The sequence below is a fragment of the Mesorhizobium sp. ES1-1 genome, assembly GCF_020164785.1.
Classification (GTDB): domain Bacteria; phylum Pseudomonadota; class Alphaproteobacteria; order Rhizobiales; family Rhizobiaceae; genus Mesorhizobium.
This window is the reverse complement of the sequence record NZ_JAIUGX010000002.1, coordinates 64,149-89,898: the sequence shown is the minus strand read 5'-3', so window position 1 is coordinate 89,898 and position 25,750 is coordinate 64,149. Positions and strand designations below refer to the sequence as shown.

General features: G+C 56.6%; 24 protein-coding genes. All 24 read right to left on the bottom strand.

Going from position 1 to position 25,750, the window contains the following annotated elements:
* Positions 1-48: 48 nt before the first annotated feature.
* Positions 49-1,461 carry an O-antigen ligase family protein gene (locus LB513_RS03210; RefSeq protein ID WP_224662019.1) on the bottom strand — a complete coding sequence of 471 codons (1,413 nt, stop codon included), beginning with the start codon at positions 1,459-1,461 and terminating at the stop codon, positions 49-51.
* Entirely contained in the window at positions 1,395-2,576 is a 1,182-nt protein-coding gene (locus LB513_RS03205; protein WP_224662018.1) for a hypothetical protein, read from the bottom strand. Before LB513_RS03205 ends, LB513_RS03210 begins: the two co-directional genes overlap by 67 nt.
* Positions 2,542-4,920 (bottom strand): GumC family protein, encoded by a 2,379-nt coding sequence (locus tag LB513_RS03200; RefSeq protein WP_224662017.1) that lies wholly within the window; start codon positions 4,918-4,920, stop codon positions 2,542-2,544. The genes LB513_RS03205 and LB513_RS03200 overlap by 35 nt, the downstream gene beginning before the upstream one ends.
* Before the next feature lie 41 nt (positions 4,921-4,961).
* On the bottom strand, positions 4,962-5,741 hold the full coding sequence (locus LB513_RS03195; RefSeq protein ID WP_224662016.1) for a polysaccharide biosynthesis/export family protein: 780 nt from the start codon (positions 5,739-5,741) through the stop codon (positions 4,962-4,964).
* Entirely contained in the window at positions 5,738-6,547 is an 810-nt protein-coding gene (locus LB513_RS03190) for a tyrosine-protein phosphatase (RefSeq protein WP_224662015.1), read from the bottom strand. Before LB513_RS03190 ends, LB513_RS03195 begins: the two co-directional genes overlap by 4 nt.
* Positions 6,548-6,696: 149 nt before the next feature.
* A complete protein-coding gene (locus LB513_RS03185; RefSeq protein WP_224662014.1) occupies positions 6,697-7,176 on the bottom strand; it encodes a hypothetical protein in 480 nt (159 codons plus the stop codon).
* A gap of 237 nt (positions 7,177-7,413) precedes the next feature.
* Positions 7,414-7,869 (bottom strand): hypothetical protein, encoded by a 456-nt coding sequence (locus LB513_RS03180; protein WP_224662013.1) that lies wholly within the window; start codon positions 7,867-7,869, stop codon positions 7,414-7,416.
* Between the two features lie 30 nt (positions 7,870-7,899).
* Entirely contained in the window at positions 7,900-9,816 is a 1,917-nt protein-coding gene (locus LB513_RS03175; RefSeq protein WP_224662012.1) for a polysaccharide biosynthesis protein, read from the bottom strand.
* Between the two features lie 5 nt (positions 9,817-9,821).
* Positions 9,822-10,997 (bottom strand): DegT/DnrJ/EryC1/StrS family aminotransferase, encoded by a 1,176-nt coding sequence (locus tag LB513_RS03170; RefSeq protein ID WP_224662011.1) that lies wholly within the window; start codon positions 10,995-10,997, stop codon positions 9,822-9,824.
* A complete protein-coding gene (locus LB513_RS03165; protein WP_224662010.1) occupies positions 10,991-11,641 on the bottom strand; it encodes an acetyltransferase in 651 nt (216 codons plus the stop codon). The genes LB513_RS03170 and LB513_RS03165 overlap by 7 nt, the downstream gene beginning before the upstream one ends.
* Positions 11,638-12,231, bottom strand: coding sequence for a sugar transferase (locus LB513_RS03160; RefSeq protein ID WP_224662009.1), 594 nt, complete (start codon positions 12,229-12,231; stop codon positions 11,638-11,640). The genes LB513_RS03165 and LB513_RS03160 overlap by 4 nt, the downstream gene beginning before the upstream one ends.
* 11 nt (positions 12,232-12,242) lie before the next feature.
* Complete coding sequence (locus LB513_RS03155) at positions 12,243-13,322, bottom strand: glycosyltransferase family 4 protein (RefSeq protein WP_224662408.1); 1,080 nt, start codon at positions 13,320-13,322, stop codon at positions 12,243-12,245.
* 41 nt (positions 13,323-13,363) lie between these two features.
* Positions 13,364-14,587 carry a hypothetical protein gene (locus LB513_RS03150; RefSeq protein ID WP_224662008.1) on the bottom strand — a complete coding sequence of 408 codons (1,224 nt, stop codon included), beginning with the start codon at positions 14,585-14,587 and terminating at the stop codon, positions 13,364-13,366.
* Positions 14,588-14,799: 212 nt separating this feature from the next.
* Positions 14,800-15,927 (bottom strand): glycosyltransferase, encoded by a 1,128-nt coding sequence (locus tag LB513_RS03145; RefSeq protein WP_224662007.1) that lies wholly within the window; start codon positions 15,925-15,927, stop codon positions 14,800-14,802.
* A 30-nt stretch (positions 15,928-15,957) separates the two neighbouring features.
* Positions 15,958-17,031, bottom strand: a complete 1,074-nt coding sequence (wecB, locus tag LB513_RS03140; RefSeq protein ID WP_224662006.1) for a non-hydrolyzing UDP-N-acetylglucosamine 2-epimerase — start codon at positions 17,029-17,031, stop codon at positions 15,958-15,960.
* A gap of 52 nt (positions 17,032-17,083) precedes the next feature.
* Positions 17,084-18,247: a DegT/DnrJ/EryC1/StrS family aminotransferase gene (locus LB513_RS03135; RefSeq protein ID WP_224662005.1), complete on the bottom strand. Its 1,164-nt coding sequence runs from the start codon at positions 18,245-18,247 to the stop codon at positions 17,084-17,086.
* Positions 18,248-18,249: 2 nt separating this feature from the next.
* Positions 18,250-18,816 (bottom strand): DapH/DapD/GlmU-related protein, encoded by a 567-nt coding sequence (locus LB513_RS03130; protein WP_224662004.1) that lies wholly within the window; start codon positions 18,814-18,816, stop codon positions 18,250-18,252.
* The gene (locus tag LB513_RS03125; RefSeq protein WP_224662003.1) at positions 18,813-20,180 is read right to left on the bottom strand and encodes an oligosaccharide flippase family protein; all 1,368 of its coding nucleotides are present in this window, start codon (positions 20,178-20,180) and stop codon (positions 18,813-18,815) included. The genes LB513_RS03130 and LB513_RS03125 overlap by 4 nt, the downstream gene beginning before the upstream one ends.
* Complete coding sequence (locus tag LB513_RS03120; RefSeq protein ID WP_224662002.1) at positions 20,159-20,743, bottom strand: acyltransferase; 585 nt, start codon at positions 20,741-20,743, stop codon at positions 20,159-20,161. Before LB513_RS03120 ends, LB513_RS03125 begins: the two co-directional genes overlap by 22 nt.
* Position 20,744: 1 nt before the next feature.
* Positions 20,745-21,806, bottom strand: coding sequence for a Gfo/Idh/MocA family protein (locus tag LB513_RS03115; RefSeq protein ID WP_224662001.1), 1,062 nt, complete (start codon positions 21,804-21,806; stop codon positions 20,745-20,747).
* On the bottom strand, positions 21,803-22,825 hold the full coding sequence (locus LB513_RS03110; RefSeq protein ID WP_224662000.1) for an NAD-dependent epimerase: 1,023 nt from the start codon (positions 22,823-22,825) through the stop codon (positions 21,803-21,805). Before LB513_RS03110 ends, LB513_RS03115 begins: the two co-directional genes overlap by 4 nt.
* On the bottom strand, positions 22,825-24,099 hold the full coding sequence (locus LB513_RS03105; RefSeq protein ID WP_224661999.1) for a nucleotide sugar dehydrogenase: 1,275 nt from the start codon (positions 24,097-24,099) through the stop codon (positions 22,825-22,827). Before LB513_RS03105 ends, LB513_RS03110 begins: the two co-directional genes overlap by 1 nt.
* A 126-nt stretch (positions 24,100-24,225) precedes the next feature.
* Complete coding sequence (locus LB513_RS03100; protein ID WP_224661998.1) at positions 24,226-24,789, bottom strand: transcription termination/antitermination protein NusG; 564 nt, start codon at positions 24,787-24,789, stop codon at positions 24,226-24,228.
* 290 nt (positions 24,790-25,079) lie between these two features.
* Positions 25,080-25,670 (bottom strand): biotin transporter BioY, encoded by a 591-nt coding sequence (locus tag LB513_RS03095; protein WP_224661997.1) that lies wholly within the window; start codon positions 25,668-25,670, stop codon positions 25,080-25,082.
* Positions 25,671-25,750 lie beyond the last annotated feature (80 nt).

The window sequence follows — 25,750 nt, the reverse complement described above, 5'->3', positions numbered from 1 at the left end:
GACAAAACAGCCGGCTCGGTCGTAGCACAATTCGGTACCGTCGATGAGCTAGCCAATCTGTTTGTGAGCTCTAGGATGAGGACGTGACTGGGATGCACCAATGGGAACGAAAAGTTTCTCTCCGTTATGGTCAACCTCAATCAAGTCCGGTCTTTGGCTGCGGCGTTCCGTGAACCCCCGATGAAAAACGATCGCATTCATATATGCAAACGTCATGAGGAGGGCTGCGGTGCGCAATGGATAGTCGACCAAAGAGTGGATGAGCAAGAATGATACGGACAGGAAGGCCGCCTTCTGAAAGGCATCAAAGCGAATTCTGTAAAATATAAATATTAGAAAAATCATATAAATAGCCATCAACGCTACTGCGAGAATACCTCCCTCGAAGGCAATCTCCAAATACTCATTGTGCGCATGATTGACAAAGGCGCTAAAAATCATTTCGGGCCGTTCATAGATCTGATATGCTTTCTGAAAATTTCCAAACCCAATTCCGGTAATCCAATTCTCCTTTATTCCTTCAATCGTGGTGCGGGCAAACTCGCCGCGTCCAAAGGCTGGATCGACCTCTTTGGCCTCGATCGTCGCCCAGGCACCGATTGTGTACAGTGAGAGCGCGGCGAACAGCGCGAAAATGCCCAATCCACTTACTTTAGAGCGGGATGAGAGGAAGAAAATCGAGATGGCGGTAATCGCCAACCCGATGAGGACGCCGGCACGCGAACCCGCTGCCAGAAGAAGCAGCAACAGGGCGACAAGCCCAAGCGATCCAGACACGAGATTTCCTCGGAACAAACCGTAGTAGACGACGAAGGGAATAGAGATAAAAAGCAACGCCGAGAAATGATTCCTGTTGGCAAATAAGCCGGCATTGATCGTGAACGGAAACAGACCTTCGATCGCGATATTGTCTGATAGTGAGTATTGGATAGCTCCTGCCAGTCCATTGCAGATTACTCCCGTGAAAAAAAAGGGAAGCAGGGCAACAAGCTGTTCGCTGCGTAGACGTAGGCAGGCAAGAAAGAAGGCTGCCGCAGCTATGACAAAAATCATGCATTCGATCGTTCGACCAACGCCGACGCTAACAAAGCGGGTTGGGCCGACCAGCGACGAACCGCCCAGCAAGACCGGCGGCCGCACACGGTCAAGAACGGAACTAGGCATGGGGATGACCTGGAATACGAACAATGCAACCGTGAAAAACAGAAGCCATAACGCCGCACGGGGGATAGTGTGCATTGATGCACGCGAAAATACCGACGCCGCGGCAACAATCGCGGCAATCTCGATCAACGTGTCCGTATAGAGGCCGCTAGCAGTGCCTCCACCAATAAGCAGGGCGATGAACAGAACCGACCCGAGAACATATTTGTCCCATTCGGATTGTCGCTCACTCAAGATGAAATTCTCTCGATCATCAGCTTGTGCATCAAAAGCGTCCCGAGATATCGAAATCGCCAACTTTCCGCTATCGCGGCGGTTTCCAATCTCAATAGCTGCATTGGGCACACTCCCGGGCCAATAGAAAACTCCTGGCGTAGGTTCTGACGATTATAGGTGCCTTCGGGAATGTTAAACCGCGCGATTTCCCCAGCCGGGTTCACACACCTGATTGCCCAAAACAGTTCCTTGGGAAGTTTCAAATTTCGTCCAGACGCCGTCAGCGAGATCCTGTAAAATCCAGGTGGGAGTTCGACAAATTGCTGGAGAGCAGCGTTTTTGACCGGTGTGTTCAAAAACCGGACAGTAGCCCCTCCTTCGCCCTCGACCGCATCGTGCGCCGTCGCGAAGGTGACTTCAAGGCCTGACTGATCACGGACTTGCCAATCAAAGGGCTTGCCGCTGGAGACAGGTTCGAAGGTGCTGTTGAAGACATAGCCGCCAAGCTTCCTCTCCTCGTCGGAAAGGCTGAAGAGAAACAAGCGGTAGGCTGCGTCATATTCCTTTTGGCTTATATACCCGTTGATCACCGCTGATAACTCATTTGCTGTCGGCGGCGCACTCGACTCTTCCAAATCCAGCAGAAGGCGGTTTGCAAAAGCCAGACCTTGCGGATCTTGTGTCAGCGACGAGAAAAGACTTTTTCGCCAAGGCGCCTCCGCTCCGATGGCTGTCAAGACCGCTGTATAGCCATCCTGGCTTGAGAGGATTATGGGCAGGCCGCCCGCGACCGCTGAAAATTGGTCTGGCCACCGACGAAGGAGCGTATTGATCTTACCCACTGCCTTCGATAGATCGCCCCGCTCTACCGAGTGAGCAATCGAGCGCTGAAGCGCATGGAACTCAGTCTGCGACAGCTCTTGTGCATGATCGAACAGCGCGTAGGCACCGGCCTTATCGCCCTGACGATATTTTATCTCGCCGATGAGGCTATAAAGCCGTGCATCTCCAATATCGTAGCGGAGGGCGTTGGTGGCCCTTTCGGCCAGGATATTAAGGTCTGGCGGATCGTTTGGGTCGTTCAACTTTTGGCTGATCTCGGCAATCAGAGCATCGGCATTCAGCGGATCAAGCACCAGCGAAGCGGCCGGCGTCTCCGTTTCAAGAAGCCGACTTAGCCCGATGGACGAAGCCACCAACACCAAAACGGATGCGACGAACCAAACGCTTAAGCGCTGAACTCCTTGCAACCTCGGGCTGGCCTGCCCCATCATCGATCTTGCCCTCAAGCCTTGGGGTGTTCGTTCCATAACTATAGTACTGATAGTTCATATATTTATAAGCGTAATTGTAGTCGAACTTGTTCACCGCAAACTTCGACATTGCCGCTCCAACCACATTAGCACCCGCGGCACGAAGACGCTTCAAGGCCGTCTTGGCCGCCTTGCGTGTCACCTGATTGGTCGAGATCACCATCAATGTGCCTTCGGCCAATCGGCTAAGGATAGGAGCATCAGACAGACCTACAATCGGCGGCGCATCGATCACGACGAGATCGAAACGTTTGCTGAGATTTGTCAGGATTAAAGCCATTTTCGGTGAAGAGAGGAGGTCCGCCGGATTTGGCGGAATTGTTCCTGATGTCAGTACCGTAACGTTGGGATATTTCGTCGGCCTGAAGATGGTAGCGAGATCCTCCCGCCTCACGGTGTTCGTGAGCAGGTTGCTAAGGCCGATGGTGTTGTCGAGGCCAAACAAGCGATGAAGATTAGGCTTGCGAAGGTCGCCGTCCACGATAAGGACCCTCGCTCCCAGCGCCGCAAAGTCCTGGCCAAGCTTGAACGATGTGGTCGACTTGCCTTCCGCAGGCTCGGAACTCGTGATGAGCAACGTTCGAGGAGCTCCTTCGGCCCCGGAAAACTGAAGGGAGGTCCTTAGTGATCGATACGACTCAGACAAGCCGGATTTCTGGTCAGCGATACTTGCAGTCAGCTCTCGATCATCTACGTGAGGCAGAATGCCCAGTATCGCCAACCCAAGCTCTTTTTCGACCTGCTCAGGATTTGTAAAGGTATTATTTAGCAGCTCAATTACATAAACAATCGCTGCCGCAAGGGCGATAAACAGGGACAACGCAATTGCAAGATTTATACTCAATCGCGGCGAATAAGCAGCCGTCGGCTGCGTCGCGAAATCGACAATGGCAGCTGTCTGCGTCTTTAGTTCAGAGCTAACACCCACCTCATTCAATTTGGCAATCAGACTATCATATTGCGATCGGTTGGAGTCGACCTCGCGCTTAAGGATCGTATATTTGATGTTCTTGTCGTTGAAGATGGCCTGCTGCTTTTCCATCTCAGCAAGCTTTGCCTTCAAATCCGCCTCTTTATTTTGCGCCTCCTGGTACTTCAGCCTAAGCGAGTCGGTAATGGCAAGTACGCCGTTATTGTATACCCGCTGCAGCTCCTTGATTTGTGACTGGAGCTGCTGCATCTCCGGGAAGCCCGGCTTCAATATTCCCAACTTTTGCTGGTATTGGCCGGTAAGATCCGCCAGTTTTGCGCTGAGGTCCTGCAGGCCCTTGCTTTCGAGGACCGGGCCGAGACTGGCGCCTCGGCCCTTATCTATCTGATCGACCGCACGTCCCGCGTCGAGCCGATCCTGGATCGCCGTTGCAAGGGCCGTATTTAAAGCCTCGATGTTCGACCCGATGAGCGACTTGTCGTCTCCAGTGATCGTGATACCCGAGTCTTTTGCATAGGCTACCAGCTCCTCCTCGGACTTCTGCAGCTTCTGTTTGACCTGTAAGACCTGCTCTTGAATAAATTGTCTTGCAAGGTCGCTGGTTTCACTAGTCTGGTCGAGGCGCTGATCAATAAAACTCTGGGCGACCTGATTGGCGACGTCGCTGGCATATTTTGGCTTCTGGTCTACAAACGTTATGGAGAGCAGGCTGGTGTTCGTGACCAGATTGACCGTCAGGTCATTTAGGACGCGACTGATTGCAATGGCTTCGCGCTGCTCGGGAGTTTTGTCTTCGACCGTTGGCGTTCTGGATATTCTGAATGCCCGGTAGAAGATGTTGCCTATCGAAAAATCGGGTTTCGGAAACAGAAAATCCGGTTTCTCACTGAGGCCTAACTGGAACACGACGCGCTGAGCCAGCGCTCGGCTTTTCAACTTTTCACGAGCCGTAAGAAACGCCCGCACGTCACTATTCTCGGAGACCACCTCAATGTCCTGAAAGACCTTTGCGGAGGGGACCAGGACCTCGAGCTGCGTGGTCGCCTGATACTTGGGTGTCTGCATCATCGTAACGACAACCCCGGCCACAAGCCCGGCAGCAACCATCATGACAATGAGCCATCGATATTGAACTACATAGAAAAGCAGCTTGAGCGGATTGAACCCTTGATCCTGGTCGAGTTCGTCCCGGCCGTACGGGCTGTAGTTCTGGCCACCGTCATAATAAAGGTCCGAAGAAACGGCGCTTCCATTCCGCGGGCCTTCTATCTGGTGATGCCGGTTGCGATCAAGCATGCGATAACTTTTCCCGAGTTTACTCTATTCACTCGTTATTCTTAAGGGATAACAGCGATACGAGCAGCGCTCGAGGCAAGCCCGAGGGCATCCTTAAGGTTGTTCATCGCGATCTTGGATTTCGAGGCGAATACAACCACCTTGTCGCCGCCATAGATGCGGGGATTGCGCATTTTTCCTGCGCGGATCGCTTCGACATTGTAGTTTGCCACCAACGTGTCCTGACCAATATTCCGGTAGACGAAGACCTTTCCAGCGTCACCGATCGTATTGAAGCCGCCGGCAAGCGCCACAGCGTCGATCAGAGATGAATTGCTGGCGACCGGATAAATTCCGGCCTTGTTAACCTCACCATCGACCGTAATGCGTTGGCCGATCGACTCCTTGACGAAAATGGTGACGTCTGGGGACTGCAGGTATTTTGCCCCGTAAGCTTGTTCGACCTCCTTTTCGAGCTGCCGAACGGTCTTGCCTGCGGCGACAATCGTCCCGATCAGAGGAAGGGACACTTGTCCGCTTGCGTCAACCTGGACAACCCTATTGAGATTGTCGACCTGAAATACGTTGACCTCCAAGACGTCATTGGGCGACAAAGGCTGCTCGCTGCCGCCCTGGGTATTGGGCGGAGCCGGAAGGTCCTTTACCACCTTCAGGGTGCCGCCGGCAGGGAGCGATGCCGACGTGGACGAGGACGTCAGCTGCAGCGCGTCAACAGTTGGCGATGTCCCTGTCGATGACGTGCTGTTGCATCCCGAGATCGCCATGCAAAGTAACATCGCGGTCACAGGAGCACCGCAGCAATTTCCCAGATCGAGCTTCATGCCGAACCACCTTTCAGCCACCGACCGAGACTACTGAAACGGGCGCTTTGACGCGCACTTGTCTTTGGCACAGCCGTTTTTCCAACAGGCTCGAGCGGCCGATTGGCCAATATGTCGCCAGGACGCTTTACCACCATATTGTAAACCTCATCCTCTCCGCAACGTTTCACGGCGGCGGCGACCGCTTGCGATAGTCCAGGGCGTCGGCGCACCGCCCCATGAGTGTCCGACGCGATGATGTCTACCCTGCCTTCATCAATCAGCTTCTCGGAATAATAAAGTGCCGTACGGCCGAAAGCACCGATAATCGAATCGGCCGTAACTTGGATCATACAACCAGCTGTGTTTAACCGCTCGATAACGTCGTAATTCGTTCTGGCCCAAGTCATGCGCTCTGGATGTGTCAGAATTGGCACGAACCCGGCACTCATTAGGCGGACGGCCAATTCTTCCAACCTTGGCGGTAGCACATGATGAGGCGGTTCGAAGAGAAAATAGCGCGACCTGTTCAGAGTAGGCACCTTTCCAAGCGCCAATAATTCGGGAAGATCAGGCGCAATGTGCACGTCCGCGCCAACGAACAGCGCAAGCGGTATATTGGCACGCTGCAAGGCTCGCTCCAGTGAGCGAACGGACCGGGTAATATTTTCCGTCTCATTTAGATACATACCCGGCACTATATGCGGGGTACAAGCCATGTGGGTTGTCCCGTCGGCAACAGCCAGCCTTGCCATTTCCAGCGACTCTGCCAAGTCGGCCGAACCGTCATCCAGGCCGGGCAAGATATGGGAATGTAGGTCTATCATCAACGCTTCTTGCAGCGCGGGCGTAATCGATCCACGTCGCAGAGACAAAATATAAACGCGCCACTCGCCGTGGGGCGGATGACGCATTCACAGTTCGGGGACGGACAAGCTCCCGGCAATACGCGCAGCACCTGCGCAATTCCGAAGAATTACTGGCTGACCGGATTGTCGTCGTTCTGTGTCGCCGCAGCGACGCCGGTGGTCAGAAGCGCTCCGGCGAAAAACAGCTCAGGAAATCCGAACCGAGGCGCCAAGCGATTCTCGGGAAGGGCCGCGGTTTGCTCGGATCCCAGGACCTTGAGACAAATCTTGTTGCCAACCCGAGAAATATCCAGCGTAGAATTCGCGGGAACGCTTATATTGCAGCCGCCGACCTGCACCGAAGCGGACCCTTTGGGGCCAGCCACGACGCGGCTGCCGAAATCAAGCACATTACCCGCCTTCGCGGATTCATAGCCGGCGGCTTGCGACACCATGGCATCGCCATTGACATGCGTGATCGACCCAATAGTGCCCGAGCCAATATAGGCCGTTGAGCAGCTGCACGCATCTTGAGCCAAAGCTGACGCCGGGCCGAACGCGACAGAGGCGACCAAGCCCACCAAAGCGACTTTTAGAGTTGACTTCATCTTCTGTAGATCCTTTGTCCGCCCGCCCAGACCGACCTTTAGAGAGGCTATCCACTATCAGGGTTTGGTGCAATTTCCAAGCTGTTTCGCGTCTGCGAAGAAGTTTCATGAGCGGCGTGTGCAATTGGACACACTGGTTTAGATGTTCCGAATATGTCGTGGACGTCTCTACCACGATTGAGCGACGCTTCAGTGACGCCGCACCCGATCCGGCAGATTCTGCAGCGCTGATCAACTTCAACAAGGCTTATACGTGGTGCCTGCCTGCGACGGGCGACCGCACAGCAGGCCAGCCTGCGTCAATCGCGCGGCGAGATCCGCGCCATCCGCCGTGAAGCACTGGACAACCATGGTCCCGGCAAAGCTGGCTGCGACATTGCCGTCACACGGCGTCCCGCTTCCCACCGGCTTACACGTTACCGCGAGCCCGTTATAGTCGGCACGAGCGGACGCGGTCACCATGCTGAGCATTGAAGCGGGCTTGGTAAAGGCCGCCCCGCAGAGCAGTATCTTACGGCCATTCACGCGCAGATCGTCGATTGTCTTGAAGGTGAGTGTTCCCGCGATCGGTGCCGCTGCGACGGGCGGCTTGGCCACCGGCGGCTTGCCGCGCTGCGATGTGATGACGAACAGAAACGCCACGGCGAACGCCAAAGCGACGAGGCCGAGCAGGAGCAGATTTCTGGGCTTCAAGACCGCCTCCGGGCAGTTGGAGCGATGCGGTCAGGACATGACATTGGCATGACTGTCAGGCGAGTTCCTCACATACCCTTCCACCAGGTTTTGGAGGGTTTCATAGGCCAGCGGCAGGTCGGAGGCCTCGACAGCAGACTTCAATGCCGCGAGAGCGGCATCGATCTCAGTCTCCTGGCGGGCCGTGTCCAGCGACCGCATGATCTTGGGATGGGCCGTGGGGGACGAATGTCCGTCCACGAGGAGCTCCTCGAACAGCTTTTCACCGGGCCTCAGTCCGCTGAAGACAATCTCGATGTCACCATGCGGATTGTCCTGGCTTTTCACGTCGAGCCCGGAAAGCCGGATCATGCGCTTGGCGAGGTCCAGGATGGGCACAGGCGCGCCCATGTCGAGGAGGAACACGTCGCCCCCCTGCCCCATGCTGCCCGCCTGAATCACGAGTTGGGCCGCTTCGGGGATGGTCATGAAATAGCGGGTGACTTCCGGATGGGTCACGGTGACAGGTCCGCCGGCTGCGATCTGTTTTTGAAACAGCGGGATGACCGAACCCGAAGACCCCATGACATTGCCGAACCGCACCATGCTGAAGATCGTCCGGGACGACTCCAGCTGGGCGCGCTGGAACACCAATTCGGCGAGCCTTTTCGAGGCACCCATGACATTGGTCGGGCGAACGGCCTTGTCCGTTGAAATCAGGATAGCCCGCTCGATTCCACAGCGCAAAGCGACCTTGGCGACGCATTCCGAGCCGAATGTGTTGTTTCGTATCCCCTCGAATGGGTTGGCCTCCACCAGGGGCACGTGCTTGTAGGCGGCCGAGTGGAAAATCGTCTCGATGCGGTGCAGCCTTACCGTTTCCTCGAGCCGGCGCTCGTCGCAGACCGAACCGAGGACGGGATAGACCGCGATATCGTGCGGATCGGCCATGTTGGCCAGTTCCTGCTCGATTGAATAAAGCGAAAATTCGGAGATCTCGAACAGGACGATGCATTTCGGCTTGGCCATGATGATCTGCCGGCACAGTTCGGAACCGATCGACCCGCCGGCGCCTGTGACCAAGACAGCCTTGCCGCGCACCGAGGTAAACAGGTCGACGTCGGGGTCGACGGCGTCACGGCCGAGCAGTTCCTCGACCCCGACACTGCGCAGCTTGTCGATCGTCTCGACACCGGAAACGAGCTCGACCATGGAGGGGATCGTCTGGACGCGCACGGGGCGTTGCGAGAGGAAGTAGATGATCTCCTTGCGCCGGCGCCTCGAGATCGACGGCAGGGCAAGCAGGACGTCTTCCACGCCGTACCTCGCCAGCAAGGCGTCGATATCCTCGCTGCGATGGACACGGCGTCCTGAAACCAGGCTACCTACAAGGTCGGGCGCATCATCGATAAAGGCGACGGGCGTGAACTGCTTGGCGGCATCCAGCGCCGCGACCAGCTGGATCCCGCTTTCTCCCGCGCCGTAGATCAGCACGGGCCGCCTCTCGGAACCGCGTTCCTGCAGCCAATGATAATAACTCCTGAGCGACCCTCTCAAGGTGATCATCGAGGCGATAAGCACGAGGCCGAAAATGATCGGCGTCGAGCGCGGCAGAAACATGCTGTCATTGAAATAGCCAATGGCTGCGAGCGCCAACGCCAAGGTCGCCCCCGCGCGCGCGATGCGAATGACGTCGTGACGCCCCATAGTGCGCAGAACGAAGCGGTAGAGGCCGATCGAATAGAACACCACGCCAGCGATGAGTGGCATCACCACCAGCAGCCACCAGCCGTTCTGCCAGACCTCTGCCGGCCACAGCATTCCCAGCCTTATGGCGACGGACGCCCATAGCGAAGCAGCGACCAGGATGGCGTCCGCCGGCACGAGGATGAAGCGCTTCTGGACGCGCGTCAGCCGGTGCGCCAAGTCGTGCGGCAGGTCGAGCAGGCGGTGAAGATCGAAAGCCATCGTGGCTATCTCTGCGCCAGGCGAGATACATCCCGGATGACGCTTTGTGTCATTTCGATCTCTGCGTCCGTCAGAGTCGGATGGACGAGGAACATCAGGCTGGTGTCGCCCAGTTCTCGCGCCACCGGCAAGCGCTCGGCAGGCCGCCAGCCGGTGCCGTCGAATGCCTTTTCAAGATAGACTTCCGAGCAGGAGCCGGAATAGCAGGGAACCCCGCGAGCGACGATTTCCGAGATCATCCTGTCGCGCGTCCAATCGGCCTTCAAGGCTTCCGGCCGGACGAACAGATAGCATTTGTACCAAGCGTGCTCGATATGGTCGGGCATGTCGGGAACGCGGAGAACGGCTGAATTTCCAGCCGCCTCGAGGATGGCCTGGGCATTGTGCGTCCTGGTTCGATGCCAGTCATCCATCCGGCGCAACTGAAACCGGCCGACGGCGGACTGGATTTCGGGCAGCCGCCAGTTGGTGCCGAAGCTTTCATGTAGCCAGCGGAAGCCCGGCGGGTGCTGGCGCTCATAGACCGCCTCCCATGCCTTGCCGTGATCCTTGTAGGACCACATACGGGACCACCAGTCCTTGTTGTCTGTCGTGACCATGCCGCCTTCGCCGGCCGTAGTCATGATCTTGTCCTGGCAGAAGGACCAGGCGGCGATGTCACCCAGGCCACCGACCGCCTTGCCGCGATAGCGCGCGCCATGCGCCTGCGCGCAATCCTCCACCAGATACAGGCCGCGCGCCGTGGCCAGATCGCGCAGGCCGTCCATCTCGCAAGGCCAGCCTGCAAGGTGCACAGCTAGAATGGCTTTCGTCCTCGGCGTCAGCACGCGGGCGACCGTCTCGGCGGTGATGTTCTGGCTGTCGGGATCGACATCGGCGAACACGGGGATGGCGCCGGCGTTGACGATGGACGAGGCCGAGGCGAGGAAGGTGCGCGGCGTGACGACGATCTCGTCGCCCGGCTTGATGCCGAGCGCGATCCAGGCGACATCCATGGCGACCGTGCCGTTGGCGAGCGCGATGGCGTGGCTCGTTCCCACCCATTCGGCGAATTCGCGCTCGAACGACCTGCCTTCATCGCCCGTCCAGTAGTTGACGCGGTTGGACAAAAGCACGTTGCGGACGAGGTCGCCCTCTTCCGGCGAGAAGGACGGCCAGGGCGAGAAGGACGTGTTCAGCACGATGACTTTGCCTTTCGAACAGTAGCAGGCACACCCGCGGCCATCCGGCCGTCCTGGATGTCCGCAATGACAGCAGCTCCGGCACCGACGACCACGTCGGCTCCGATCACGACCCCTTCGCGCACCGCCGAACCGATGCCGACCCAGCTTGCTTCGCCGACATCGACCCCGCCGGCGAGATGCGCACCGGGCGAGATATGGACTCCATCGGCGAGCCGGCAATCATGGTCGATCGTGGCCGCCGTATTGACGATGACGGCATCGCCGATCCGGGCTCCCGCATTTATGACGGCATTGGCCATGACCACACATCCCGCGCCGATGGTGGCGTGCGGGCTTACCACCGCCGAGGGATGAATCAAAGTCGGAATGAAATAGTTCTCCCGCAGCTCGCGGTGAAGATTGAGGCGCGTATGATTGCCGCCAATGGTCACGAGCACCGCTCCCCCTGCCCTGGCGCGTGCCGCAAGATCGCGAAACGTACCCAGGATCGGCCAGGCGAGGTTCTGGCTGAAAGCGGGCCACCGATCGTCCAGGAAGGCGGTGTCGGTCCAGTTGGTCGCTTCGGCAATATCAGCCACGACCCTGCCGTGCCCCCCTGCGCCAAGCAGGAAAAGGCCGATCTTTGGCGCGGATGAGGTCACTGCGACCCCCGAAAGGGAGCCATGGTCGCCTGGCCCTCGGCACTGATGCCTTTGCGGAGAAAAACCTGCCGAAGCGTAAGCCACATGATCTTCACGTCGAGCCAGAAATTCCGATGATCGACATACCAGACATCCAGCGCAAACTTCTCCTCCCAGCTCAGCGCATTGCGGCCGTTGACCTGCGCCCAGCCGGTAATGCCGGGCCGCACGGCGTGCCGGCGCGCCTGCTCGGGTGAATAAAGCGGCAGATACTGCATCAGCAACGGGCGCGGACCGACAAGGCTCATGTCGCCCCTCAGCACGTTCCACAATTCCGGCAGTTCATCGAGACTGGTCGAACGCAACAGGCGCCCGAAGCGCGTCAGGCGCTGAGCATCCGGCAAGGGGACTCCATGTTCATCCACCGCATTCAGCATGGTGCGGAATTTCAGCATCATGAAGGGGCGACCTTGCAGACCTGGCCTCTGCTGGCGAAAGAGGATCGGCTTGCCGAGTTTGACGCGCACCAGCACCGCGACAAGCAGAAGCACCGGCGAAAGCACCACCAGCGCCACCAGGGCCACCACGATATCCCCTATTCTTTTCAGCATGCCGTTCCAGTTCAAGGCAAAAGCCCGGCATGGCGCATGATCTCCGCATTCACCAGCCTGACATCGTATTTCTCCTCGGCTATCCGCCGCGATTGCGCCCCCATGCGCGCGGCAAGCCCGGGCTCGGCAATGAACTTCTCCATCGCCGCCGCCAGCGCAACGGCGTCGCGGGGCGGCACGAGATAGCCATTGACGCCTTCAATGACGGTTTCGCGACACCCGGGCGCGTCGGTGGTGATGACGGCACGCCCCATGGCCATCGCCTCCAGGGTCGAGCGCGGCGTGCCTTCACGATAGGAAGGCAGCACGTAGACGCTCGCCTGCGCGATGGCCGGCCGCACATCTTCCAGGCGGCCGACAAATTCGACCCCCGACGCGACGATTGCATCGAGTTCGGCCTGCGTGATGGAGTCGGGAGACTGATCCATATAGCCAACGAGGCGAATGATAGCCTCGGGATGGCGCGCCTTCACGATGCGGGCCGCGGCACCAAACTCGCGGACGCCTTTGTCGCCAAGCAGCCGCGAGATCATCAGGAAAGCCAGCCTTTCAGGAACCGGTGACATCTCAAATCTCAAGGTGTCTATGCCAGACCCATTGATGATCGCTGACGGTACGCGTTTGGGCAGAAGCCGCAGCTTGCGGAAAAGCGCCATGTCATCCGGATTCTGGAACAGCACCAAATCTGCTCGTGCCAGGGCCACACGGTATAAAATTGTCGAGACCACCTTCGCTACCAAACGCTTCGGCTTGCGGCCGCCTGTAAAAGCATAGCCCAATCCAGTAATCATTGGCACCACGCGCGTCACGCTAGAGGCACGCGCAGCCAACACTCCCCACACGACCGGCTTGACCGTATACGGCAATACGACGTCAGGCTTTACATCAGTAAAGATAGCTCTGAGGCGAAAGAACGTCATCACATCATTAAACGGGTTGAATGAACTGCGTGACATAGTGACCTCACGCGGCTGAGCGCCCATTTCAACTAGTGAAGTCCACGTCTCTCTGGATATTGCTGGCGCGACAGCGTATACTGTGTGCCCCCGCCGGACCATGGCCTCAATAAGAGATTTGCGAAAATTTACCATCGAGGGCGAAAAAGAGGCTAAAACAACGACTTTCATCGTCATTATTCCCCAGAACGCGGGTATACAGGGTACCAACCCGTCGGCGGCCTCCCAGCATTCGCCAACCGTCCCGACCCTTGCGGTCTACCGCCCATATTTCTTTTTCTGTTGAGGCGCCACCTCTCACTAATAGCAATAAGCAAAAACAGAGCAGGCAGAAGCATGGTTTTCTGTCTGATGGCTATTCCCATATTTGAGGTTGTAGATGCCAACACAGCCAAGCCAACAACCAGATAAATGGCACAAAAGCGCCCCGGAAGTGACGGCAGTGCAATAACGCACTTTATTGCGGACGGGATGAACATTATAAACAATCCGATCAGTATTACGTTCTCTGCCGACACAATCAACCCGAACGCGCCGTCAGCGTCGATAAATAGTGGCCGAAACATATAGGTTATCATCTGCATCGGCAGTGACATTGACTGAATATCAACGCTCGCCCCACCACCAAGATTATATCCTTGCCTCTTTTCTACAATATCAGCGACATCATCTATGGACGCATCAGTTGCTAACCCGACATAACCCAAAGCGAGAGGAGCAATAAATACTCCGACCGCTACACCGGCGAGAGCTATAACTCCCCGAGAAACCAGAGATACATCCCGGCGTGAAACAACAAGCGAAACGACTAAAGAAGAAATTAAAATAAGAGCAATGTGGGGGCGAACGGCAAACATAGCGGCCAAGCCAATCGTAATCAGCATCTTTCTCTTTGCGATATTGAGTACACCGTAGCACAACATGCAGAGGCCCGAGAATGCCGGAGCATCCTTGCCAATAGCAGAAGTCCAAAAACTCACCCCAGGCAAAAACAACATCACAACCGGAATCTTATCGAGGTATGTTCCCCTTACGGGCCATACTTCGGTCAACGCCTTCATTAAAAATATTAAGCCGATAATTCCAACTAAGTTAAAGAACATAAATGACGACAGCTTCGACATGCCCAGCGTCTGAACAAGTACAACACAAAGAGAGTAAACAAACTTCGTGCCAACGTTCCAATCGATATCACCGAGCAACCCTTTGAGATAATAGCCATTTGCATCGGATGCATTCGTTTCGGAGTACTTTAGATATACAAAGCTAAACATGGTGTGCCATGCTACCAAAACAATGCCTTGGATCGCTGTTATGGACTTACCACGGCAGTAGACAATCATAAGCGATATAGACGCACCCAATAATACCGGCACCCAAAAAAACATATCGGCTGTCAAGTCATTTCACCCTACATTTCTTGGACATGTATAATCTACAGAATTACAGTCGCCTGTACTCGCGCCCGGTCCGATCTGCGCTACTAGTCAACGCGGTGCCCATCTCGGACTTCCTCGCGCCAGCACTAACGGATAATTCCTTCGTCCGGAGGCTACCAACTCCTAGCTGAACCCAATGAGCGGGGCCGTGGCACTTACGCCGCAGAAGTACGCTAAATAGATCGTCGCAAGGAAGGTTCACATCGAAGCCAATGGATTAGAGCGCTCATCGTACCCGCTTTCTCAATGAACGGGATTGACTTGGATCGGACATCGCCCCTGCTAAATCGCTTTGATTGAGAGGCAAATTCTACAATATTGGCAAAATCTACTGTCCCAAAACTATAGTAGGGAAAGTCCCGGGGCAGGGAGGTGTCGTAGTGGGACGCATAAACCGGTAGACCGAGTGCAAGGTATTCCCTCACCTTTAGTGTAGCCCCTTCCATCAGCCCCTGCCGATCCATGGCCAGGGAGCCAAGTCCGATGTCACATGCCTCCAAAACGGCACGATAGTCGTCACCGCTTTTGTGGCCGTGCAGTACAATCACCTCCGTTGCTCGGGCGCTGGCTGTAATCCTCGACCTGATATCTTCTGAAACGTGACCCAAGACGTGGATCCGAACCCCACTCAGAGATCCCTCGCTCGCAGCCTCCAGGTTATCCAACAGCCTGTCCAATCCATGCCACTGAGTAAACCGGCCACATGCGAATGCTATATTTATACCAGGCGAGCGCTTGTCATCTAAAGTCTTGACAGACTCAGATTCTATACCGTTCGGGTATTGATATACAGGTATCTCTGATTTATACAGCTGCTTTTCATATAAAGCTATCTCTCTCGTCACCCCCAGCGCTGCAACAACCTGCCTAGAATTTATATATCCAGACCACTTTTCTAGTGAAGACGCTAGCCGGCCGCGCCAGCCCTTTCTGATCAGCCTGAGTTCCTGGATTTCTTTGCTATGATGGAGCGAAATCCTATTATTTACGAACCAGCCAAATAGCATAACAAACGGATCGAATGTGAAATGCCTGTTGATAATTATGTCATATTGACCTCTTCTTTTTATCATCACCCACCATCCGAATACATATCGAATGATGACGGCGCGAAAAATAGGTGGCGTCCTAATCTCAAAATCATTAGTTGGAGCATCGTCATGTATCGCGAGCGTTGTCCATTCAACACCCTCGATATGTGGCGCAGCGTTCACCTCAAACCTAAGCTGATTTCTCTGCCCAGTGGACAATATCCTAGAACAGCTCAAGTGAAGCACTCGCAATGAGGCGTTCTCCTTCATGCTATTTTACAATCCACGCATCGACGTCTCCTAATGTCCGCCAACCATCACTGAACTTATCTCAACGCTCGCGGCCCCTCCCCCGTATAGGTTTAAGCGGTTGCTCACGGGTCCGCGGTTTAACCTAAGCTCCGCAGCCAGAACTTCTGCCTTGGCCTCCACCAACCTATTGGCACCGACGTTCACCAACTCCACCCACTCAGTTTCGTCCCTTAGCGTTAAACAAGGAACGCTGTAAAAGAAGGCTTCCTTTTGCACACCACCACTATCCGTCGCTATTAGGCACGCGTTTTTTTCGAGCATGATCATATCAAGATAGCCAACCGGTTTGATCACTCGAACTATGTCTGGCACCTGTAGGCCAAACTGTTCCAGTCTTGCCTGTGTTCTAGGATGCATCGGCCACACTACAGGCAATTGCGACGACGAAAGCCCAGATAATATCTCGGTTAGCCGTTCGCAATTATCAGTATTCTCTTGTCTATGTAACGTAACCAATATATATTTTTTCTCTTGCAGCCCCACTTCGCAAATTATATCGCTTTTCTCCTTCGCTATCATCGCAAAGTGTAGAGCCGCATCGTGCATTACGTCGCCAACTTGGTGGATTTTCTGGGCGGGAATGCCTTCTTTAACTAACTGAGCTGTCGCGGAGGTGGTTGGAGTAAACAAGATGTCCGCAACATGGTCCGTGACCACACGGTTTACCTCCTCCGGCATCAGCCTGTTAAATGACCGCAGGCCAGCTTCAACGTGGGCGATTGGGATCGATATCTTCGATGCAGCAATTGCCGCAGCTAGCGTCGAATCCGTATCCCCGTAGACCAATAGCCAAGTCGGCCGTTCCTTCAGTAGGACTTTCTCGATACTCTCAATCATCCTCCCTGTGTTTTCCCCGTGCGACCCGCCGCCAATTCCAAGATTGTACTTTGGGTGGGGGATCTCGAGTTCGTCGAAGAAGACTTGGGACATATTCGCGTCATAGTGCTGACCGGTGTGTATAATCACCTCTTCCACGCCAGAATTGCTTTCGGCTAGCGCGCGCGAAACCATGGACGCCTTAACAAACTGGGGCCTTGCGCCGACAACTGTAGCTATTTTCAACTTTTTTTCCATCATTTGCTACGGCAGAACTTCACCGTCACATAATTCATCGTCAAAGCACGAATTTTGGCGAGGCTGCAAGGCGTGCTAGCGAGGCGACCACGGCTTCCTGATCGTCTTCGGACAAATCTGGGCCCATCGGGATACTTAGCACATGCTTCGCCAACCACGACGAAACAGGTGTGATCTCATTGCCGCTCGATGCACTCGCGTATGCTGGCTGCTCGTTGATTGGGGCGGGATAGTGGACTGCTGTTGGAATTCCTGCCAGCTTTAGCTGCCTGACAGCTTCATCGCGCTCGGGAGTGAGGATAGTGAATTGTGCGTAGACACTAGTACAGTTTAGAACCGATGGTAGGATACGAACTCCTGGAAGTGGCCTGCATGCCTCTGACGCGGCAAGCTCACCGGCTCCCATAACTTCGCTGTTGATTCTGGTCCGGTACGATTCAGCAATTGAGCTACGAGACCTTAATTCCCAATCAAATCTACGCCACTTGGCCAACAGGATCGCGCACTGGAGAGTGTCCATTCGTCCGCCAACACCGACTCGTGTGTGAACATACCGCGCGCTTTGCCCATGGATACGGATTTCGCGTATTGCCCGTGCCAGTTCATCGTCATTTGTGAAGACTGCGCCGCCATCGCCGTAGCAACCAAGCGGTTTCGAGGGGAAGAAACTCGTGACGCCAACCGTTGTCAGGCCGCAGCTTCGACCGCCGTTGTATGTGGCACCGAAACTCTGGGCTGCGTCTTCGATTACGGGTAGACCATGGCGCGCAGCAATCCTGTTGATTTCTCTCATATCTGCGGGCTGCCCATAAAGGCTTACCGGAATTATTGCCTTGGTAGCAGGCGTTATATGCTGTTCGATCAATGATGGCTCGATGTTGCATGTCAAAGGATTGACATCGACGAACACAGGCGTGGCGCCTACCAGCACGATTGCCTCAGCAGTGGCAATGAACGTAAACGGCGACGTAATGACTTCATCACCCGGTCCAATGCCCAACGCCATCAGCGCAATCAGCAGCCCCTCCGTCCCGCTAGCCACCGTGACGCAGTCACTCACGCCAACATAGTCCGCGAGTAGCTTCTCAAGCTCCAACACCTCCGGACCCATGATATATTGTCCGTGCGCCAATACCTTGGCTATCCGGTGGTCTAAGTCGTCTTTAATTGCAACTTGTTGCGTGCGTAGATCGATGAATTCCAAGGCTATAACCTCTTCACTATCTTTGCCGGGTTTCCAGCCACCACAATTTTTCCCTCGTCGAAACTTTTCGTTACAATCGATCCCGCTGCCACAATTGTCTGGGGCAAGAGCGTGACCCCGGGCAAAATAACAGAATTCATTCCCAACCAACAACGGTCGCCTATCACAACATTCTTTGCGCTTAAATGGACGTCAAGATTGCGGATGTCATGATTAGCAGTAATTATTCCCACGTTTGGTCCGATATACGTGCCACGGCCGATAAAAATTAGGCCACCGAAATTCTGCATATAGACGCCAGGCGACTGGAAATTATTTAAGTCGTCTATATGAAAAACGACGTTGTTGAAACTTGAGATGTAGGTTGTAAGCCCAATTGGCCATGGCGCGGGTTTAGCAATCCGCAAGATGTTGCGTTGCCAGATCGCTTTAAGCGCCCACTTTATGCCACTATATGAACTGCCATCGAACCATCTGCCGCTTAGATATTCGCGTCTAAAAAAGACGCGCAGCACCACTGTTGCAGCCATATTTATAAATATCGCTCGTCTTCCTTTAGGCTTGTTCATAGCATTTTACCTTGCATTGCCTCTACCACAAGCAACGCTGCAACAATCCAAGCGCCAAGATGTATTATGCCGAGTCTTGTAAACTTAAAATCGCCGGACGTTGCACCTGATGAGATATAGAATATTATCAAACATATCGTATAATAAACGAACCCGGATACAGCGTAAAATTCAGCTATATAATTTGGCTCTAATATATATGCCAATATAACTAGCCCAACCCTTAGAATAAGTCCAAACAGAGTTAGTATAAGCATTTGAGGTTGCTTGTTAGCAACATGCATAACCATCGATATCGGAGAAGCTAGAAACTGCATGATGAACCAAGGGGTCATCCAACTAACTAGCTCCCCTGCATTCTGCCATTCTGTTCCAAATACGACCCCGAAAACTTGCGGAGCTACAATTCCCGCGAAAAGCAGCGGCCCTACCCCAGTGCGCACCAGTCCAGCAAGGACGGTTGTGGTGAATGTCCCCAGCCTGCCGGCTCGCTGTTCCTCCGATGCTTCAGATAAATATACCTGGGAGATCGCGCCGCCGATGAGGCCCATTGGCGTCTGCATAACACGCATGGCCAGCATTAAGTAGCCAGCCTCATGCCCTTTTGATAGTGCTGCGACAAGTATGATGGGGACTTGAATACCCGCAGTGTTTGCAAGTGTTTCTAACGCAGAGAATTTCGGGAACCTGTTATAATCGCGAAACATTGCTCGCATTTTGCCTGGCCGAATTAATTGGACCATATCGCGGTTCTTGCTGAAGCCTCTGGCAGCCAGGCCGACAACCCCGGCGCCGCCGGAGATCATCTGGCCAAGCAACAGGCCGAATGGTGCGAAGCCGAGCCAGCCCAAGCTTGCCTGGGCAGTAATGGCGCCGATTGCTTGGCTCATTCTGGTGCGAGCGATTGCTGCGAAGGCTTTTTCACGCATTGTCCAGAATTGCAGTGCGCTGTAGCTTGAAGCGGCCAACACCCCTATCGGTAACATCCATAAGTAAGAAGCCAACTCTGGCTGCCTTAACCATCTCGCGATTAGGTTGGGAAAAAACACCACTGAAACCGTGATCCCTAGCGAAACGACGGCCCCTGACAAAAGTGCGACTGCGAGGACGTTGATCGCATCCTCGTCGGATTCCGGCAGTGGGATCGCGATATCAAACCGCAGGCAAGCGGCGCCGGAAATAATCGCGAGCAGGCCGGCATAGACTGCGAGGATTCCGAAGTCGTGCGGCGTGTACAATCTGGTCAGGAACGGCAGCGCAAGGACCATCAGCCCCTGGGCGAATGCGGTGCCCCCGGCGAGAAGGGCGACCGATCGCACAAAGCCGCCACCCAGGAGGGCCTTCAATCTTGCAGGGATCGGCAAACGCCATCCTCGAGCCTGTAGCGTTCCCCCGTCGCCGGACATGTGGTTTCGGCGGTTCCGCTTTTCGGCAGATCCAGCCGCTCGCCATGCCTGCTCATCCAGCCGATATGCCGCGCGGGCACGCCCGCCATCAAGGCGAAATTCGGAACGTCGCGGTTGACGACCGCGCCTGCCCCGACAAATGCGTGTTCGCCTATGGTGACACCACACACGATCGTGCAATTCGCGCCCAGCGTGGCCCCTCGCCTGATCCTGGTTTCGCGATATTCATCTTTGCGCGATACCGCTGAACGGGGATTGTAGACGTTGGTGAAGACCATGCTCGGGCCGCAGAACACATCGTCCTCCAGCGTCACGTTGTCGTAGACCGAGACGTTGTTCTGGATCTTCACATTGTCGCCTATGGTGACGACGTTGCCCACGAAGACATTCTGGCCAAGGGAACAGCCGCGCCCTATGCGCGCTCCGGCGCAGATGTGGGCGAAGTGCCAAACCCTCGAGCCCTCACCGATGACCGCACCTTCGTCGACGATCGCGCTCGGGTGTATCTGGACGCCGTCCACTTCAGTACTCCAGCGGTAGGGGAACACGCACCCCGTCGCGCGCCGACAGGTACAATGCGATCAGGAGTTCGAGGCTCCTTAGCCCCTCACGGCCGTCGGTTTCCGGCTCAGCCTCTCCGCGCAGGGACTTGATGACATTGTCATAGTAGAGCGGATGGCCAAAGCCGTAGACGCTGGTCGTCTCGTAGTTGGCGGCCTTGATCGTGGCATCCTCCGGGCGCTCATCGGCGAAAGACCAGGCCTGAATTTCATTGACCGCCACGCCGCCGATACGGACGGTGCCTTTTTCACCCAGGATGGTGATGCTGCCCTCGAAGTTCTGCGGATAGGTGAGCATCGTCACGTTCAATGTGCCCATGGCGCCGCTACGCCACCTAAGCGCGGCCACGCCGGTGTCCTCGACCTCGATGTTGCGGGCAAGCGTGCCGGTGTAGGCCATCACGCTGTCAACCGGTCCGATCAGCCAGTCGAGAAGGTCGATGTAGTGACTGGCCTGGTTCATGAAGGCGCCGCCGTCGAACTCCCAGGTGCCACGCCATTTCGCGCTGTCGTAGTAGGCCTGCGGGCGGGTCCAGAACACATTGACCGATACAGAATAGATGCGCCCGAAACGGCCTTGCTCGACGGCTTTCTTGACCAGCTGCAGCGTGGCGTTGCGGCGGTTCTGCTTGACGACGAAAAGGCGAACGCCCGCCCGATCACAGGCGTCGACCATGGCAAGGCCGTCTTTCCAGCGCGTCGCCATCGGCTTTTCAGTCATCACATGGATGCCCGCCTGGGCGACCTGCACGGTCTGTCCGGGATGCAAACCGCTTGGCGTCGTCAGGATCACGCAGTCGGCGCTGGTAGCCGCCAACATCGCGGCAAGACTGGGATGCGGCGTGGCCCCGGTCTTTGCCGCAGCCGCGTCGAGGTGCGCCTGCGCCGTGTCGCAGACATCAACCAGTTCGCATCTGTCAGAATGTTTTTCAATCGCGGCAAAGTGGTTGGCGGCGATACGTCCGCACCCGACCAGGGCAAAACGGACCTTTCGGTCCAGGATCGGCGAATAGGCTGAGTTCATAGGTTGTAGTATCCCTGATACCAATCCACGAAGTTCCCCACCCCTTCGCGCACAGTCGTCGCGGGACGGTAGCCTACCGCGGCTTCCAGGGCCGAGGTGTCGGCGAAGGTGTCCGGCACATCGCCCGGCTGCAGGGGCAGGAGCTCGATGCGCGCCTTGCGCCCCAGCGCCTCCTCCAGGGCTTCGACATATGCGGTCAGCTTCACCGGGTTGTTGTTGCCGATGTTGAAGATGCGCCACGGCGCGTTGCTGGTCGCGGGGTCCGGGTCGGCCGAGTCCCAGGCGGGATTGGGCTCGGCGGGCTGGTCGCTGGCGCGCACCACGCCTTCGGCGATGTCCTCGACGAAGGTGAAGTCGCGCGTGTGGTTGCCGTTGTTGAACAGCTTGATCGGCTCGCCGGCCAGTATGCTCCTGGTGAACAGGAACAGCGCCATGTCGGGCCGGCCCCAGGGGCCATAGACGGTGAAGAAGCGCAGGCCTGTCGTCGGCAGGCGGAACAGATGGCTGTAGCTGTGCGCCATCAGCTCGTTCGCGCGCTTGGTGGCGGCGTAGAATTGCAGAGGATGGTCGGCCGGGCGGCGCTCGGAAAACGGCATGTTGGTGTTGGCGCCGTAGACGCTGGACGTGCTGGCATAGGTCAGGTGGGGGACGCCGGCGTGGCGGCAGGCCTCGATGATGTTGGTGAAAGCGATGATGTTGCTTTCGACATAGGCGTGCGGGTTTTCCAGGCTGTAGCGCACGCCGGCCTGGGCGGCCAGGTGAATGACGCGGTCGAAGCTGTGATCGGCGAAACAGGTTTCGACGGCCTGGCGATCGGCCAGATTGGCGCGGATGAAGTGGAAGCCCGAATTGGTAGTTCGGCTGCATTCGCGCAGCAGGCCCAGCCGGCCTTCCTTGATGTCGGGATCATAGTAGGCATTGACGCTGTCGAAGCCGACGACCTCGTCGCCGCGCTCCAGCAGCCGCTTCGCCACATGATAACCGATAAAGCCCGCCGCGCCGGTAACCAGAACCTTCATCAGAAACGCCCGTCCGTGCTTTCCCGGGGAAACAACCCCTTGATGTCGTAGATAATCGCAGGATCCTTGCATAGCGCCTTCAGGCCTGGAACACCAAGGGCTTGAAACTGCTTGTGCCCGACAGCCACGACGATGCCGTCATAGCTGCCTTCGGGCATATTGGTGGTGCTGGGGATGCCGAGCTCGTGCTCGCACTCCTTCGGCGACACCCAGGGGTCCCATATCTCCACATTTGCATTGTATTCCAGCAGCCGCGCCACGATGTCGGCCACCTTGGAGTTGCGCAGGTCCGGGCAGTTCTCCTTGAAGGCGGCGCCCATCACCAGAATGCGGCTGCCGACAACCGGAATGCCCTTGCGCATCATCAGCCGTGCTGTCTGGTCTGCCGCGTGCTGGCCCATGCCGTCATTGATTCGGCGTCCGGCCAGGATCACCTCGGGGTGATAGCCGAGCTCCTGCGCCTTGTGGGTGAGATAGTAGGGATCGACCCCGATGCAGTGGCCGCCGACGAGGCCCGGGGTGAAGCGCAGGAAGTTCCATTTCGTGCCGGCCGCGGCCAACACTTCGGACGTGTCGATGCCCAATCTGCCGAAGATCAGCGACAACTCGTTCATCAGCGCTATGTTGAGATCGCGCTGGGTGTTCTCGATGACCTTCGCGGCTTCCGCCACCGCTATGCTGCTGGCCAGGTGCGTGCCCGCCACGACGATGGAGGCATAGAGGGCGTCGATGGCCTTGGCCGCCTCGGGCGTGGAGCCGCTCGTCACCTTCACAATGGTCTGCAGCCGGTGCTCGCGGTCTCCGGGATTGATCCGTTCCGGGCTGTAGCCGAGGAAGAAGTCCTTGTTGAACCGCAGGCCCGAGGCCTTCTCGATCAGGGGTGCGCAGACATCCTCGGTGCAGCCGGGATAGACCGTGGATTCGAAGATGACCACCGCACCGGGGGAAATGGCTTCGCCAACCGTCTTTGACGCGGCAACGAGCGGCGACAGGTCCGGGCGGTTGGCCTTGTCTATAGGCGTCGGCACCGTGACGATGAAGATGCCGCATGTCTTGAGGTCCGCCTTGTCGGAGGAGAAAACGAGCCCCGACGCCGCGGCGATTTCGGCACTATCGGTCTCGAGCGTCGAATCCTCGCCGCGCTTCAATGCCGCGATCCGCGCCTCGTTTATGTCGAAACCGACAACTTGCCTCGTCGCGCCGAACGCCACAGCGAGCGGCAGCCCGACATAGCCGAGACCGATCACCGCCAGCTTTTGAGAATCCAGGTTCATGCTCTGCCTTGTGCCAAACTGCGGTTTGTTCGTTTCACAGCCCATCCTAACGGCTACCGCACTCCCGGGTGAATCCGAGAGCCAATTTTCCTTGCCTGCAGCGAGGCCAAGTTCCGGCGTTTGCTGTTACGCTACAGCGACCAGATCCCTGGACTCCAACTCGACGGGGATATCCCCCTTCATGAGGGCGACCAGGATCCGCGCCCTGCCTGCCGAATCGAGCCGATCCAGCCGACCTATCATATCCGCGAAAGGACCAGACAAAATCCGTACCGCGGTGCCGACATTGAGGCCGCCGGTGAAATCCAGCAGGCCATCCTTACCGGTCAGCGCGATGAACCGCTCCACCAGGCCCGAGGGAACAGGCAGAGGCCTCTCCCCCTGCATGACCAGGGAGCGCACGCCAAGCGTGCCGTTGATCGAGCGCCAGCGCTGCCGCGAAATGTCGAGCGCGATGAACATGTAACCCGGGAAATAGGGGGAGGCGCGCGTCTCAAGGCGGCGCGCATGGCGCGTCGTCTTCTCGCTGCGCGGAACGAAGCTGAGAAAGCCTTGCCGCCGCAGATGACGTTCGGCGACCCCCTCCCTGCCGGGGTGAACCGAAGCAGCGTACCAACGGCTGGCCGGCGCGGGCAGGCTTCGCTTGGCGGTGGCGCCCAGATCGATAGCTGCATTTTGCGATACGGTCACGCGTCTTCCAGTCGGCATCAGTATGTTCAATGTGAAGCGCTACGTCAGGGCGAGCACACCGGCAAGCAACCGCTTTCCCTATCAGGGGCGTTCATAGGAAACCAATTCCGCGAATCGCCCTAGCGAATTTAGCTGCTTCCAGTTCTCATATCGAGCAACTTTTGTCGGCACTCCGACCGACACTGTCACCCTCAATCCGAAACGTGGTTACTTAAACTATAACACGCGTTGCTGATAGCGGGTCACCTTGACCGGAGTGTGACGCCGACAGGCAAGATCATCGAAACCAGTCAGGATCGCTTCACCAGAGACCAGACAGCCGGCACCAGGCTTGCGGCGAGCGCAACCTTAATCAGATCGCCGACGATGAAGGGCACGACGCCGAACTGCCACGATTTTTCAGCGCCGATCAACAGCGCCAGCCAGACGAATCCCATAGCCATCATCAGGATTTCGCCAACCAGCATAGCGTTGAAAAGCTTGATCGGATGACGGTCCCAGCCGCGATCCGCAGCCCATCCGACGATGGCGGCCATGACCACGAAGCCGGCGAGATAACCGCCGGTCGAGCCGAGCATGTAGGCGATGCCGATGCCCTTTTCCGGCGAGCCTTGGAAGACCGGAAAGCCCATCGCGCCTTCGGCCATGTAGAGCAGCAAGGTAGCAACTGCGAGGCGCATGCCGAAGGACGCGGAGATCAGGAAGACGGCGAGCGTCTGCATCGAGATATCGACAGGGCCTAGCACCACTCGGGTCTTGGCCGACAGCGTCAGCAGCAGCGTCCCGACGACAGCCAGGAAAATCTGCGTCGCGATCCGAGCCGCGCCCTCCTGAGGCAAGGCCAGAGAAACAAGCGGTCTCATCGTCGTTGCAGTTGCCATGGTCTTCCTCATTCGATCTGTCGCGATTCAATCGTGGTTTCGCATTTTCCTATATTGGCTTGCGTGCTATGCGGCAATCG